Consider the following 15208-nt stretch of genomic DNA (forward strand, 5'->3'; position numbering starts at 1 on the left):
GATTCCACTGCAAGATCGTGACGCAACGATGACAGCGAAATCCGATGCAATTTCACGCTGTTTTCATCTTCGCATCTTTACCAATATTGCCGCCCTAAACACGGAAAAGCAATCCACCGGCGGGTAAACCGATGAATTGCTTTGTCGTTTGAATGATCCAGGCAGATTATTGGGGCGGACTGATCCGACCGCCGACCGCCGCGAACAGTGCTACGGTGTCGGTCAGCCGCGCGGCGCGGGCCTGCACCAGTTGCGCACGCGCTTCGGCGTCGGCGGCGCTGGCGTTGAGGAGCGTCAGCGTGTCGATATCGCCCAGCGCCAGCCGCCGCCGCGCGAAGGTCAGCGCCTGGTTCGCGGCATTCGCGGCACGGGTCGCGGCGTCGAGCGCGACCGCGTCGGTGGACAGGCCGGTGAGCGCGTCGGACACGTCACCGAAGGCGGTCAGCACCGCGGTGCGATAGCCGGCCTTGGCACCGTCGAGCGCCGCCTCCGCTGCGCGCTGTTGATGGCGTAGCTGTCCGGCGTGGAACAGCGGCTGCGTCATCCCGCCGATCAGCGTCCAAAATGGGTTACCATTCTTGAACATATCGCCAAAGCGCTGCGCCGAGCCGCCGGCATTGGCGCTGAGCGTGATCGACGGCAGGCGCGCGGCGATCGCGGTCTGGACGTCGGCGCCAGCGCCTTCGAGCTGGGCGCGTGCCGCCTGCACGTCGGGGCGCTGCGCGACGAGGTCGGACGGGAGCACCGCTGGCAGTTGCGTCGGCAACGTCAACTGCGCGAGCGTCGGCAAGTCGGGCAAGGCATCGCCAGCCGCGCGACCGAGAAGCGTTGCAATCACAACGCGTTGATGCGCTTCCTGACGCACCAGCGCGGGGAGCGCGCCCTCGGCGGCGGCGAGCGCGGTCTGTTGGGTGACCACATCGGCGGCACCGACCGCGCCCAATTTCTGGCGGAGTTGCAGGCGGTTGAGGATGTCGCGGTTGACCGTTACCGCCGTTCGCGCGGCGTCGAGCTGGTCGGCGAGCGCCGCGCGCTGGATCACCGCCTGCACCAAGTTACTGACAACGCTGGTTCTTGCCGCATCCAATCGGCTGCGCTGGACGGCGGCCTGGGCGCGGGCGGAGCGGAGGCGGCTGCGGGTGCCGCCGAAGGCGTCGAGGGTGTAGCTAACGTTCACCTGCGCGGTGTGCAGCGTGTACAATTGCTGGTTCTGGTTCGCGATTACCGGCGAGATCGCGTTCGATACCCTCGTCCTTTCAGCCTGATAGCTGGCATCGGCCTGTGGCAGCAGCGCACCGCCGGCGGCGCGCGCCTGCTCCGCGGCCTGCCGCAGGGAGGCGTCGGCGGTGGCGATGTCGTTGTTGTGGCGGAGCGCTTCGGTGACGAGACCATCGAGTTGCGGACTGGCAAATGCGGCCCACCATCCCGCCGGGGACGCGGACGACCCCGAAAATACCTGCCCCGGGCCGCTGTCGGGCGCAATCGGGGCGGGCGTGGTGGCGGCCGGTAGCGCGATATGCGCATCCAGATCACGCGGGCCGACGGTGCACGCCGAAATCGCGGTGCAGCCAAGCAGCAGGGCGAGCGTGCGGGTCATGCGATCACCTCCGATCCGCCGTCATGGTGGTGGCCGACGTCGCGGCCATGCGCGCCGCGATCAGCGGGGGCGACGCGTTTCGAGAAGCGGTCGATCAGCACCGGCAGGATCAGCAGGATAAGCACCGGCGCCAGCGTCATCCCGCCGACCACGACCAGCGCGAGCGGCTTCTGCACCTGGCTGCCGATCCCGTGCGACATCGCGGCGGGGAGCAGACCGATCGCCGCGACCAGGCAGGTCATCACCACCGGGCGCAGCGAGTGGCGGACGGTCGTCGCGATCGCCCCCGCCCGGTCGACGCCTTCATCGATCGCATTGTTGAAGGTGGTGACGACGAGAATGCCGTCCATCACCGCGATCCCGAACAGCGCCACGAAGCCGATCGCCGCCGAGATGCTGAACGCGGTGCCGGTCAGCGCCAGCGCCAGCACCCCGCCGACCACCGCGAGCGGGATCGCGGCGAAAGCGAGCAGGCTGTCGCGGATCGACCCGAAATTGGCGTAGAGCAAGAGCAGCATCAGCAGCAAGCTGATCGGCACGACGATCTCAAGCCGCGCGATCGCATTGTTGAGATTGTCCAGCTCCCCCGCCCATTCGAGATGATAGCCAGCGGGCAGATGCACCTCGCGCTGGATCCGCGCGCGCGCCTCATCGACCGCGCCGCCCAGATCGCGGCCGCGGACCGAGAATTTGATCGGGATGTAGCGTTCCTGATGCTCGCGATAGATGAACGACGCACCCGAGGTCAGGCGGACGTTCGCCACCTCGGCCAGCGGCACCTGAATCGTCTGCGCGCTGCCGTCGAGCGCGGGTGCGCCGATCGTGATCCGGCGCAACGCCTCCAGCGAGTCACGCTGTTCGGATTTCAGCCGCACGACGATCGGGAAGTGGCGGTCGGTGCCGGCCTCATAGAGATCGGCGGCGGTGCTGCCGCCGATCGCCGCGGCAACGACGCCGTTCACGTCGTCGGGCGTCAGCCCGTAGCGCGCGGCGCGGGCGCGATCGACGTCGATGCGGACGGTCGGCTGGCCGAGCGACTGGAAGACGCCGAGATCCTCGATCCCGCGCACCTTGCCCATCTGATCCTTGATCTGGTTGGCGTATTTTTCGAGCGTCGGCAGATCGGGGCCGAACAGCTTGATCGAGTTCGCGCCCTTCACCCCCGAGGCGGCTTCCTCGACGTTATCCTCGATGATCTGCGAGAAGGAGAAATCGACGCCGGGATATTTGGCGCTGAGCCGCTTCGACAACTCGTCGATCAGCTTCTCTTTGGTCATGCCCGACGGCCATTCGTCGGCGGGCTTGAGCGGCACGAAGAATTCGGCGTTGAAGAAGCCGGTCGCGTCGGTGCCGTCGTCGGGGCGGCCATGCGCGGAGAGCACCGCGGTCGCCTCGGGATATTGCGCGATGATCCGCCGGATGCCGTTGACGGTCGGCTCGCCCGCCTCGAGGCTGATCGACGCCGGCAAGGTGGCGCGAATGTACATATTGCCTTCCTCCAGATGCGGGAGGAATTCGATGCCGAGCGAACGCACCCCGACCATCGCGACCAGCAGCAGCAGCACGCCGCCGCCGAGCGCGAGCACGCGGTTGCCGAGCGCGAAGGCGGCGGCGGGTTCGTAGACGCGGCGCAGCTTGCCGACGATGAACGTCTCCACCTCCGACAATTTGTCCGGCAGCAGCAAGGTCGCCAGCACGGGCGCGACCGTGAAGGTCGCGAGCAGCCCGCCGGTGATCGCATAGGCATAGGTCTTGGCCATCGGGCCGAAGATGTGCCCCTCGACCCCGGTCAGCGTGAACAGCGGCAGGAAGCTGGCGATGATGATCGCGGCGGCGAAGAAGATGCCGCGGCTGACCTCGCTCGACGCACCCAGCACCGCCGAGAAGCGGCTGGCGAGCGAATAATGCCCCTTGCCGCTTTCGACGTTCGCCGATCGCTCGACCATGTGGCGGAAGATATTCTCGACCATGATCACGCAGGCGTCGACGACGAGGCCGAAGTCGAGCGCGCCGACCGACAACAGGTTCGCGCTTTCGCCCTGCAACACGAGGATCAGGATCGCGAAGGCGAGCGCGAACGGGATCGTCGCCGCGACGATGATCGCGCTGCGCAAATTGCCGAGGAACAGCCATTGCAGCGCAAAGATCAGCAGGATGCCGACCACCATGTTTTCGAGCACGGTGTGGATCGTCAGCTTGATGAGATCCGAACGGTCGTAGATCCGCTCAAGGTGGACGCCCGGGGGCAGGACGCCCGAATCGTTGATCTCGGCGACTTCCTTCTGGACGCGCTCGATCGTCGGCATCGACTGCGCCCCGCGCTGCATCAGCACGATGCCCTGCACGATATCGTCCTGATCGTTGTAACCGGCGATGCCGAGCCGCGGCGTGTTGCCGATCGTGACCTTCGCCACGTCCTTCAGCAGCACTGGCTGCCCGCCGGCGGTGCCGACCAGCACGTTCTCGATCCCTGACGGCGACTGGATCAGCCCGACGCCGCGGACGATCGCGGCCTGTGCGCCGAAGTTGATCGTCTGCCCGCCGACGTTGCCGTCGCTCTTGGCGATCGCCTGCAACACCTGGTTGACGGTGACGCCGTGCGCGGAGAGGCGGTCGTTGTCGATCACCACGTCATAGGCGCGCAGCTTGCCGCCCCAGCCGGTGACGTCGATCACGCCGGGGATGCGCTTGAAGCGGCGTTGCAGCACCCAATCCTGCAACGTCTTGAGGTCCATGACCGAATAGCCCTTGGGCGCGGCGATCCGGTAGCGATAGATTTCCCCGACCGGGCTGGTCGGCGACAGCGTCGGCTGCGCGCCGCCGGTCAGCGGCGGCAGCTGCGACAGGCGGTTGATGACCTGCTGCCGCGCCTGTTCGTTGGTGTAATCGTAGCTGAACTGGATCTTGATGTCCGACAGGCCGAACAGGCTGATCGCGCGGATCGCGGTCAGATGCGGGATGCCCGCCATCTGCACCTCGATCGGGATGGTGACGTTGCGCTCCATCTCCTCGGCGGACAGGCCCTGCGTCTGGGTGATGACCTCCACCATCGGTGGGACGGGATCGGGATAGGCCTCGATATTAAGGTTCAGGAAGCCGATGACGCCCGCCACCAGCATGGTGACGAAGACGCCGACGATCAGCAGCCGCTGACGCAGCGCGAATCCTACGATGCGGTTCACTCGCCCAGCCCCGCTTCGTTGACGAACAGCGCACCGGCGGTGACGATCCGCTCGCCGGGGGCGAGCCCCTTGACGATCGCGACCTGCCCGTCCTGGCTGTCGCCGGTGACGACGTCGCGCGAGGCGAGCACGCCGTGCGGCTGGACGACCCAGACGCGTGCCTGTTCGCCCTCGTGGATCACCGCGGCGGCGGGGACGCGCATCTCGGCGCCCGCGCTGGCGCGGCGGATCGCGAAGCTGGCGAACATCTGCGGCTTGAGCGCGCCGCCGGGATTGGCGATCGCGGCGCGCACCGGCAGGCGGTGCGTGACCGGATCGAGCGCTGCGCCGACCAGATCGATCCGTGCGCTGAACGTGCGGCCCGGCAGCGCCGGGGTGGTGACGGTGGCGGCATCGCCGACATGGATCGATTCCGCATCGCCCTCCGCGACCTGCGCGACCAGCCAGACGCGCGACGGATCGGTGATCGTCATCACCGGCTTGTCGCCGCCCTGCCCGACATATTGCCCGGCGGACACGTCGCGCGAGGCGATCAGCCCGCTGATCGGCGCGTGGAGTGTGGTGACGTCGTGGATGCCCGCAACTTCGCTGACATTTTCCAGCCGGCGGATTTCGGCGGGCGACTTGCCGAGCACCGCCAGCTTGTCGCGCGCCGCGCCCAGCGAGGCGGCGGCGGTGCGCGCGCTGGCCTGTGCGGCGGCGAGATCGACCTGCGCCTGCTGATAATCCTTCAGCGCACCACCGGCGGTTTCGTAGATCTGCTTCTGCCGATCCGCCGCGCGCTGCGCCGCGACCAGCTGCGCCTGCGCGTTCTGATAGGCGGCGCGCGCGGCGAACAGCCCGCTGCGCGCGTCGACGAAATCGCCGGTGCGCACCAGCATCAGCGGCTGGCCCTGCGCGACGCGCTCGCCGGCCTCGACCAACACCTTCACGACCTGACCCGCATAGGGCATCAGGACGGGCGTGCTGCGGTCGCCGTCGACGGTGATCGCGCCGCTCGCCAGCAATTGCTCGGCCGACGACCCTTCGCCGACGCGCATCGTCTGCAGCCCGGCGAGCTGCGTCGGCGTCGGGCGGAAGGTGCCGGGCGGCGGCGGGGGCGGCGGCGCCTCTTCCTTGTGCGTCCATTTGCCGATCAGCGTGACGAGCAGCACCACGCCGACCAAGGCGGCGGCGGCGATCGCCAGCCAGCGCCACTGCGCCGGGCGCGACAGGCGGTTCGCGGGGGGAAGCGGAACGGATTCGTCGGCTGCGTGCATGATCGACTCTGCGTACGGTGAACCGTAAGGCGCGTAGCGAGGCCGGCTTACATGTACCTGACGATTGCTGCGCTGCGGGGGAATCTTGCGCATATTATTGATCGAGGATGACAGGGCGTTGGCGGAGGCGCTGACCGCGGCGCTGCTGCAACGCGGGCTGACCGTGGATCATGCCGCGTCGCTGGACGAGGCGGAGGCGTATATGGCGGCGGTCGACCATGCCGCGATCCTGCTCGACCTGGGGCTGCCCGACGGTGACGGGCTGGCGTGGCTGCGGCGCCGACGCGCGAGCGGCGAGACGCGGCCGGTGCTGGCGCTGACCGCACGCGGCAGCGTCGAGGCGCGGGTCCGCGGGCTGCACGACGGGGCGGACGATTATATCGTGAAGCCGTTCGATGCCGACGAGTTGCATGCGCGGTTGCTGGCGGTGCTGCGGCGACAGGGCGGGTATCTGGGCGTGTCGCTGACCTGTGCGCGGCTGACCTTCGATGTCGAGACGCGGACGGTGCGGGTCGGCGAGACGGTGCTGACGCTGTCGACGCGCGAGACCGAGTTGCTGGAGTTGCTGCTGCGGCGCGCGGGCAATGTCGTGCCCAAGCGCGTCGTGGAGGACCAGTTGTTCGGCGCGGGTGGCGATCAGGGATCGAAGAACGCGGTCGAGGTCTATGTCCATCGGCTGCGCAAGCGGCTCGACGAGGCGGGGACCGGCGCGCGGATCGATACCGTGCGCGGGGTCGGCTATCTGCTGCGCAACGCGGCATGAGGCGGTGGTGGCCGCGGTCGCTGTTCGGGCAGCTGGCGCTGCTCCACATCGCGATCGCGCTGGCCGCCGCGGTGACGTTGCCGCTGGCGGTGGGGGCGCTGCTCCACCGCGTCGCGCGGCATTACCAGCATGAGGTGCTTCATCAGCAGGCGCAGCGGGTCGCCGACCGGCTGAACGCCGATCACGGCGATGCGCGGCGCGCGATGGCCAGCGTCGACTTGCTGGCGGGCGGGCTGTCGCTGGCGATCGTCGATGCCGGGCGGCAGGTGATCGCCGCGCGCGGGGTGACGGTGCCGGCGGCGGTGCCGCTGGCGCAGCAGCCGGAACTGGTGCGGCGCGGGCGGATCGCAGTGCTCAGCCGGCCGGCGGGCGCGCGGTGGATCGTCGTGGCGCAGGACAGCACCGCGCCCGAGGTGGTGACCGACGATATCGTCACGACCTTCCTCAAGCGCTTCGTGCTGTTGCTGCTGCCGTTCGTGATGCTGGGGCCGTTGATGGCGGCGTGGCTGACGCGCGGGATCCGGCGGCGGATGCGGCGCGCGGCGCAGACGGCCGCCGCGATCGGGCCGGCGACGCTCGACCGGCGGCTACCGCGGGGGACGCTCCCCGCCGAGATCGAGCCGCTGGCGGTGGCGACCAATGCCGCGCTCGACCGGCTGGAGCAGGCGTTCGCGGCACAGGCGGCGTTCGCGGCAGATGTCGCGCATGAGCTGCGCACGCCGCTGGCGACAATCCGACTGCGCGCGGATGCGGTGGCGGACGTGGCGGCGCGCGCGGCCTTGTTGCAGCAGGTCGACCGCGCGGCGCGGGTGATCGCGCAGTTGCTGAGCCTCGCCGATCTGGAGCGGCCGGTGCAGGACGATGGCGCGGTGGTCGATCTCGGTGCGCTGGCCGGGGAGGTGGTGGCGGAGCGCGCGCCGGCGGTGCTCGCCTCGGGGCGGACGATCGAATTGCGTGTCGACCGAGCTGCGGCGATCCCCGGCCAGCCGGCGGCGATCGTGCTGGCGCTGGAGAATCTGATCGACAATGCGGTGCGGCACACGCCGGCGGGGGCGCGGATCGCGGTTTCAGCCGGGCCGGGCGCGCGGCTGTGCGTGTGCGACGACGGCGCGCCGATCCCGCCCGAGCGGCTGGTGAAGATGCGCGAGCGGTTCTGGAAGGGCGAGGCGCGCAGCGGCGGATCGGGGCTGGGGCTGTCGATCGTCGCGCGGATCGCCGCGGCGCATGGCGGGGGGTTGACGCTTGCGCCGGGCGAGGACGGGCGCGGGTTGCGGGCGTCTCTGGTGTTGGGCGGCGCTTCATCGTCATTGCGAGCGTAGCGAAGCAATCCAGTGTCGGACCAGGACGCCCTGGATTGCTTCGCTACGCTCGCAATGACGGCCTCTTACTGCGCCACCGGAACGATCGGGAGCAGCACCGCGCTGGGGCTCGCGCCGCCGCGTTCGATCGTGACCGTCGCCTTCTTGTAGTCGCCCGGCTGCGCGAAGAAGATGTTCTTCACATAGGTCTGCGGGTTGCGGTCGTAGAGCGGGAACAGGCTCGACTGGACCTGCACCATCACGCGGTGCCCCGGCTGGAAGACGTGGTTCACGGTCGGCAGCCGGAAGCGATAGCGCTGCACCTTGCCGGCCGGGATCGCGCTGGGCTTCGCGAAGCTGTCGCGGTAGCGGCCGCGGAAGATGTCGAGGCTGATCGGCAGCTGATAGCCGCCCATCTTCGCGTCGGCGACGTTCGGCGGGAGCACGTCGATGATCTTGACCACGAAGTCGCCGTCGGTGCCGGTCGTCTTCGCGTAGAGGTCGGCGATCGGCGCGCCCGAGACGCGCATCGGCTGGGTCAGCACCGGCGTCATATAGGTCATCACGTCGGTGCGGCCATCGGCGGGACGCTGGTCGCTGACCAGCCAGTCGCCCCAACGGCCGTCGTCGAAATTGACCGGGCGCGGCAGATGCGGGACCGGCTTGGCGGGGTCCGAGACATAAGCGTCGCCGCCGGCCGCGCCCTTCGCCAGCGACAGCCCGCCGTCCGCTTGCAGATACATCGGGGTCAGCGGCGCAGCGCAGCCCTGTTCGCACGCCAGCGGCCAGGTGGCGAAGCGGTCCCAATGGTTCTCGCCGGTGTTGTAGATCGCGGCGGTCGGCAGGTTCGCAGGCGCGCCGTCCTTGAGATACTGGTCGAACAGCGGGCGCACCATCTGTTCGCGGAATTGCGCGGCGGTGTCGCCGTTCCACTGGAACGGGCCGAGGCTGCGCCCCTCGCGGTTGACCTGGCTGTGCCGCCACGGCCCCATCACGAGGAAGTTGTTGCCGGTCTTGCCCTTGGCCTTCAGCGCCTCCCATGCGGTGATCGCGCCGTACATGTCCTCCTGATCCCAAAGCCCCTGTTCCCAGAGCGTCGGGACGTTCGAGGGGTTCGCGGCGAGCAACTTGTCGAGCGCCTGCCCCTGCCAGAAGGCGTCATAGGCAGGGTGCTGCGACATGCGCGTCCAGTACGGAAGCTGGTCGTAGCTCGACTGCTTCGCCCAGTCGCCCGCCGACTTGTCGCGGAAATTGTCGTAATCGTCATAGCCGCCGGTCGGCGGGAGCGGGCCACCGCTCTTGTAGCCGGTCTGCCCGCCCAGCCATGCGATATTGGCGAGCCGGAACGCGCCGTAATGGAACCAGTCGTCGCCCATCCAGCCGTCGATCATCGGACTTTCGGGCGCGGCGACCTTCAACGCGGGATGCGGCGCGAGCAGCGCCATCACGACGGTGAAGCCCTCGTAGGACGAACCGATCATCCCGACGCGGCCGTTCGACTGCGGCAGATTGGCCTTGTTCACCAGCCAGTCGATCGTGTCGTACGCGTCGGTGACGTGATCGACCCCAATCTTGCCAGGGGGGGTCGGGTTGAGCGGGCCGATGACGGGACGCGTCACGACATAATCGCCCTCCGAGCCATATTTGCCGCGCACGTCCTGATAGACGCGGATGTAGCCGCCCTTCACGAAGATCTCGTCGGCGAGCGGCAAGGCGTTCAGCATCGACGGGCTGTCGCTGCGGTTCGCGCGCGCCGAGGCGTTATAGGGCGTGCGCGTCAGCACGATCGGCGCGTTGGTCGCGTCCTTCGGGATGACGATGACGGTGTGGAGCTTCACCCCGTCGCGCATCGGGATCATCACCTCCTGCTTGATATAGTCGCGCGCGACCGTCGGCAGGCGGAAGTTCGCGGGGATGTCGCCCCCGGCGGGCGGCTGGGTCTTTGTTCCGGTCTGAGGCGCCTGCGCCGCGACGGTGGCAAGAGCGATGAGCGGCAGCGACAGCACGGAACGACGCATGGAAAACTCCGGCAGGATTGTTGTCGCGATCTGTGCGGCAGGACGCGGGCCACCGCAAGCGTGTCGAAAGGGGGTGGCCATGCACCGGGTCACGCGGCATGATCGTGAAAACCAGTTCTCAAAACAACGAATTATCGTGAGAGGAGCAGCCCCATGAAGGTGACACGCAGGCAGGCGCTGGGCGCGGGTGCGACCGCAGGAGCGCTGGCGGCGGTGCCCGCGGGTGCAGCGAGCGCGGGCACATGCGCCTATAGCACCCGGCCCGGCGGCAAGCGCGCGGTGCGCGTCCCCGCCCCGCGCGCCTTCACCGGCGACTGGCGATCGTTGACCGACGGCTACAGCGTGCCCAACTGGTTCCGCGACGCCAAGTTCGGGATCTGGGCGCACTGGACCGCGCAATGCGTGCCCGCCGCAGGCGACTGGTATGCGCGCAACATGTACCTGCAGGGGTCGTCGCAATATGCGCACCACCTGAAGAATTACGGCCACCCCGCCGACACCGGCTTCATGGAAATCCAGAACCGCTGGAAGGCCGAGAAGTGGGACCCGGTGCGGTTGATCGACCTCTATCAAAAGGCCGGTGCGCGCTATTTCATGGCGCTCGCCAACCATCACGACAATCTCGATTGCTATGCCTCGACGCATCACGCGTGGAACAGCACGCGCGTCGGGCCGAAACGCGACATCGTCGGGACATGGGAGAAACTGGCGCGCGAGCGCGGGTTGCGTTTCGGTGTATCGAACCATTCGGCGCACGCCTGGCACTGGAATCAGGCCGCCTATGGCTATGACCCGGAGGGGCCGCGGCGTGGGCAGCGCTATGACGCGTTCCGGCTGACCGTCGCCGACGGCAAGGGCAAATGGTGGGAGGGGCTCGACCCGCAACAGCTGTACACCGGGCGCGACGACATCATGCCCGACGGGATCGAGACGCTGCTGGAGGCCGATGCGTGGCACGAGGCGCACGACCGGATGTGGAACGAGGGCACGCCCGCCAATCCGGCGTTCGTGCGCAACTGGTATCTGCGCTGTCAGGAGCTGATCGACCGCTATCGCCCCGATCTGGTCTATTTCGACAATTTCGACCTGCCGCTCGAACAGGCCGGGCTCGACATCACCGCCTATTTCTACAACCGCAGCATGGCGTGGAACCGCGGGCAGGTGCAGGCGGTGGTGACGGGCAAGAACATCCCGCCGCAGCGGCGGATGGGGATCGTCGACGACGTCGAGCGCGGCGGCAAGACCTATATCGAGCGCTTCCCGTGGCAGACCGATACCTGCATCGGCGAATGGCATTACGATCAGGCGGTCTACGATCAGGACCGCTACAAGTCCGCCGCGACCGTCATCCACACGCTGTGCGACGTAGTGTCGAAGAACGGCAATCTGATGGTCAACGTGCCGCTGCGCGGCGACGGGACGATCGACGACAAGGAAGAGCGGATCGTCGAGGGGATCGCGGCGTGGATGCAGCGCTATGGCGAGGCGATCTATGCCACCCGCCCGTGGCGCGTGCATGGCGAGGGGCCACGCAACGGTGGCGGCGGGTTGTTCTCCGAGGGCGGGCCGAAGTCGCTCTATGGCGCCAAGGACATTCGTTACGTGACGAAGGGCGAGCGGTTGCACGCGCTGGTGCTCGGCTGGCCCGACGACGGCGTCGCGCGGCTGACGTTGCTCGCGAAGGACAATCGCGTCGGGCGCGGGACGGTGCAGCGCGTGACGGTGCCGGGCAGCGCTGCGCCGCTGCGCTTCGTGCGCACCGGCGACGCGCTGGAGGTGACGCTGCCGCCCGCGCTGCGCAACGACATCGGCGTCGCGCTGATCCTCAGCGGGTCGGGGCTGACCGAGGGATCGGTGGTGTAGTCCTTCTTCCGTCGCCCCGGCCTTGAGCCGGGGCCCCGCTTCTTCCCGCGCCCCAGGAAGAAAAAGAAGAAGCGGGATCCCGGATCAAGTCCGGGATGACGGAAAGAGGAAGGTGGCGGTTTCAACATCGACCTTAACGCAGGATAACGGACGCATTCAGTCTCCGCTCAATCGCGCGAGTCTATCCCCGTCATTGTCGCAGCCGCTTCGGCCTGCGTCGGTGATGCGTGAGGGGAGCTGGATCATGCTCAAGAAGATGTCGATGGGTCTCGGTTCTGCGGCGCTGGCGATCGTGGCACTGACCCCGGTCGCGGCGCAGGCGCAGCGGTGGGAGCAGCGTGAGTATTACGAGCGCGACTATCGCGGTTATGACGACGACGGGTATCGCGACCACGACCGCGCCTATCGCAGCGCGTATCGTGAAGGCTGGAACCGTGGTCCGCGCTATGCCGAATACGATCGTGGCGGCTACGACCGCGACGATCGCTACCGCGGCTACGATCGCGACGACCGTCGCTATCGCTATCGTTCGCGCTGCCAGAGCGGGACGACCGGCACGGTGCTGGGCGCGATCGCCGGCGGGCTGCTCGGCCGCACGATCGATCGCGGCGGTGACCGAACTTTGGGCACCGTGATCGGTGCGGGCGCGGGTGCGCTGGCCGGCAACGCGGTCGAGCGTTCGGACAACCCGCGTTATTGCCAGCGCTGACCGTCTTTCCTTTCCTGTCGGAGGTCGATCGCCCTGCGGTCCCTTCGCCCCCCTGAGCCCTCTTCCCGACGGAAGGGGGCTCTTTCGTATTGCGCCGCAACATGTTTAAGGACAAGCGCATGGCGGCCGCGCCACAAATCCGGCATGGCGCGCGGCGTTTCGTCGAAGAGGAAGATCGTGGCGCGTCCAGCGGTTCTCAACACGCTCAGTCTGGCGATCTCCAGCGGGCTGAACTTCATCTCCCTGCTGCTCTGGGTGCGGCTGCTGCCGCCGGTCGAATTCGGGCAGTTCACGCTCATCACCACGACCGCGCTGCTCATTAACGCGATCCTGTTCGAATGGGCGCGGATCGTCAGCGCACGGACGCTCTATTCGCCGACCGCCGCGACCCGCATCGATCCGGCGCGGGCCGATGCGCTGTTCACGATCGTCTTCGGGCTGATCCTGTTGCTCGGAATCCTGACCGCGGTGCTGTCGATCTCGGGGCACACGATCTTCGGGCTGGGGCCGCGGTGGATGTGGGTGCTGTTCGTCTTCCTCGTCAGCGAGGTCGCGTTGACGCAGCTCAACGTCATCAGCCGTGCGCGCCACGCGGCGTGGCACACCTTCTGGGTGATCGTCACGCGCTCGGCGCTGTCGCTGGTCATCGGGCTGGCGCTGGTGCTGGGGTATGGGCTGGGCCTGTCGGGGGTGCTGCTCGGGCTGGTGATCGGACAGGCGGTCGCGGTGATCGGCGGGATCGCCACCGATGCGGTCTGGCGGCGGCTGCGCATCGCCGGGGCGCGCGCCGAGGATCGCGAAGTGATGGGCGGGATGCTGAAGCTGGGCGCGCCGCTGATGCTCAGTTCGGGGCTGTCGTACGGCGTCGGGGTGCTCGACCGCTATCAGGTCGAACACATTCTCGGCACGTCCAGCGTCGCTTATTACGCGGCGCCGTCCGACCTGCTGCAGAAGACGCTGGGCTTCGCGATGCTGGCGGTCAACATCACCATGTATCCCGCGATGGTGCGCGCCTATGAGGACGAGGGGCCCGACAAGGCGCGCGTGCTGCTGGAGGGCAACGCCGTCATGTACGTCGCGATGTGCCTGCCGGTGCTGGTCGCCGCGACGGTGCTGGCCGGGCCAGTCAGCCACCTGTTGCTCGGCGCGCGGCTCGCGCCGCAGAGTGCTCCGCTGCTGCCGCTCGTCACCGCGGCGGCGCTGTTACGGTTGCTGACCATCTATCACTTGCAGGTCGCGTTCCAGCTGACGCGGCACATGCGGCTGCTGATGATCGCGCCGGCGCTGGCGATCGCGACGTTCGTGGCGCTGGGGCCGCTGGCGCTCCACCGCTACGGGCTGATCGGGATCGCGGGCGTGTCGCTGCTGGCGCAGGCCGGCGGCTATACGGTCAGCGCGGTCATGGCGCGGCGGACCTTCGGCATCCGGCTGCTGGGGCGCGACAATGCCAAGGTGCTGGTGGCCGGCGCGGCGATGGCGGCGGCGCTGCTGCCGTTCGCGCATGTCACCGGCGTGCCGATGACATTGGTCGCGCTCGCCGCCGGGGGGCTGGTCTATGCCGCCGCGATCCTGCTGCTGCGGCTGGATCAGGTGCGCACGATCAAGGCGAAGTTCGTGCGCCGCTGACCACCGCGATCAGACCGCAATCGACAGGTCGCCCGGTCGCGACGACGACAGCCGCTGCTCGCTTTCCGCCCACCAGTCGCCCATCATGCGATCGGCCGAGCTCGGCGAGAAGCGCTCCAGCCCCGCCCCCGGTGCGAAGGTGATCTCGCCGAACATCGGCCCGGCCTCCAGATCGTAGAAGTCGATCCGCGCGAACGCGAAGCCCGACGACAGTTCCTCGACCAGTTCGATCATGCGCGCCAGATGTCGCGGCGCGGGCATCTCGCCCTCGATCTGGTCGTGCGCCAGGCTGAACGGCATCTGCTGCCAGTCGCGATCGTAGAAGCTGCGGCGGTGATCGGTGAAGCGCCCGGCGTCGACCTGGACAGCGCGGACCTGCCCGTTGAAGCAGAAGAACTTATAATCGTTCAGGTTTTCGCCGATCATCGGCTCGATCAGCAACAGCCGGTCGATCTCGTTGTACCACCATTCGTGCAGGAACGGATACCAGTCGTTCTCCAGCCACGTCTTGCTGGTGACGCGAAGCTGTTGCCACGTCGCATCGTCATAGGTGCGGATGAACGCGTTCCAGCCCGACGAATGGTTGGCCTTCACCACGAACGGCGCCGCACACGGCACCTGCGCGGGCAGCACCTTGCCCGACCACAGCGTCGGGATCACCACGTCGCGGCCGACGCGTTCCGCCACCCAGTCCTTCACCCGCACCTTGTCGGCGAGCAGCGGGAGCAACGGATTGCGCGGCGCGAGCTTCAGCGCCTGCACCCGCTCGTTGAAAGTCTTCGGCTGGTCGAGGTCGGGCCATTCGCCGAGCGCCTTGAGGTACTGCGCCTGCAAGGATTGCTTGGCGGGCAGCGCGGTAAAAACCGCCCGCATCACGGACTGCAGCAGGTTCG

Annotated in this window: 10 protein-coding genes; 5 read left to right on the forward strand and 5 right to left on the reverse strand. The window is 68.1% G+C overall.

Going from position 1 to position 15208, the window contains the following annotated elements; genetic code table 11:
- Window positions 1-166: 166 nt before the first annotated feature.
- Genes SPHPH_RS0113300 through SPHPH_RS0113310 form a run of 3 tightly spaced genes read right to left on the reverse strand, consistent with a single transcriptional unit; the run spans window position 167 to window position 6038 of the window.
- Complete coding sequence (locus SPHPH_RS0113300) at window positions 167-1597, reverse strand: efflux transporter outer membrane subunit (RefSeq protein ID WP_028967127.1); 1431 nt, start codon at window positions 1595-1597, stop codon at window positions 167-169.
- The gene (locus SPHPH_RS0113305) at window positions 1594-4779 is read right to left on the reverse strand and encodes an efflux RND transporter permease subunit (RefSeq protein ID WP_028967128.1); all 3186 of its coding nucleotides are present in this window, start codon (window positions 4777-4779) and stop codon (window positions 1594-1596) included. Before SPHPH_RS0113305 ends, SPHPH_RS0113300 begins: the two co-directional genes overlap by 4 nt.
- Window positions 4776-6038 (reverse strand): efflux RND transporter periplasmic adaptor subunit, encoded by a 1263-nt coding sequence (locus SPHPH_RS0113310; RefSeq protein ID WP_028967129.1) that lies wholly within the window; start codon window positions 6036-6038, stop codon window positions 4776-4778. Before SPHPH_RS0113310 ends, SPHPH_RS0113305 begins: the two co-directional genes overlap by 4 nt.
- A gap of 85 nt (window positions 6039-6123) precedes the next feature.
- Between SPHPH_RS0113310 and SPHPH_RS0113315 the strand changes: the two genes are divergently transcribed.
- Both SPHPH_RS0113315 and SPHPH_RS0113320 read left to right on the forward strand, forming a co-directional pair.
- Window positions 6124-6801 carry a response regulator gene (locus SPHPH_RS0113315; protein WP_028967130.1) on the forward strand — a complete coding sequence of 226 codons (678 nt, stop codon included), beginning with the start codon at window positions 6124-6126 and terminating at the stop codon, window positions 6799-6801.
- The gene (locus SPHPH_RS0113320) at window positions 6798-8120 is read left to right on the forward strand and encodes a sensor histidine kinase (protein WP_028967131.1); all 1323 of its coding nucleotides are present in this window, start codon (window positions 6798-6800) and stop codon (window positions 8118-8120) included. The genes SPHPH_RS0113315 and SPHPH_RS0113320 overlap by 4 nt, the downstream gene beginning before the upstream one ends.
- Window positions 8121-8185: 65 nt before the next feature.
- Here the strand turns inward: SPHPH_RS0113320 and SPHPH_RS0113325 are convergent, their stop codons facing one another.
- Window positions 8186-10117, reverse strand: coding sequence for a CocE/NonD family hydrolase (locus SPHPH_RS0113325; RefSeq protein WP_028967132.1), 1932 nt, complete (start codon window positions 10115-10117; stop codon window positions 8186-8188).
- Between the two features lie 153 nt (window positions 10118-10270).
- Between SPHPH_RS0113325 and SPHPH_RS0113330 the strand changes: the two genes are divergently transcribed.
- The 3 genes from SPHPH_RS0113330 (at window position 10271) to SPHPH_RS0113340 (ending at window position 14315) form a co-directional block, all read left to right on the forward strand.
- Window positions 10271-11980 carry an alpha-L-fucosidase gene (locus SPHPH_RS0113330; protein ID WP_028967133.1) on the forward strand — a complete coding sequence of 570 codons (1710 nt, stop codon included), beginning with the start codon at window positions 10271-10273 and terminating at the stop codon, window positions 11978-11980.
- Between the two features lie 244 nt (window positions 11981-12224).
- Complete coding sequence (locus SPHPH_RS0113335) at window positions 12225-12689, forward strand: glycine zipper 2TM domain-containing protein (RefSeq protein WP_028967134.1); 465 nt, start codon at window positions 12225-12227, stop codon at window positions 12687-12689.
- Window positions 12690-12866: 177 nt separating this feature from the next.
- Entirely contained in the window at window positions 12867-14315 is a 1449-nt protein-coding gene (locus SPHPH_RS0113340; protein WP_162143930.1) for a lipopolysaccharide biosynthesis protein, read from the forward strand.
- A 9-nt stretch (window positions 14316-14324) separates the two neighbouring features.
- Here SPHPH_RS0113340 and SPHPH_RS19795 read toward each other — a convergent pair whose 3' ends face one another.
- Complete coding sequence (locus tag SPHPH_RS19795; RefSeq protein ID WP_162143931.1) at window positions 14325-15188, reverse strand: ATP-grasp fold amidoligase family protein; 864 nt, start codon at window positions 15186-15188, stop codon at window positions 14325-14327.
- Window positions 15189-15208: the final 20 nt, after the last annotated feature.

The organism is Sphingomonas phyllosphaerae FA2 (genome assembly GCF_000427645.1).
GTDB classification, from domain to species: domain Bacteria; phylum Pseudomonadota; class Alphaproteobacteria; order Sphingomonadales; family Sphingomonadaceae; genus Sphingomonas; species Sphingomonas phyllosphaerae.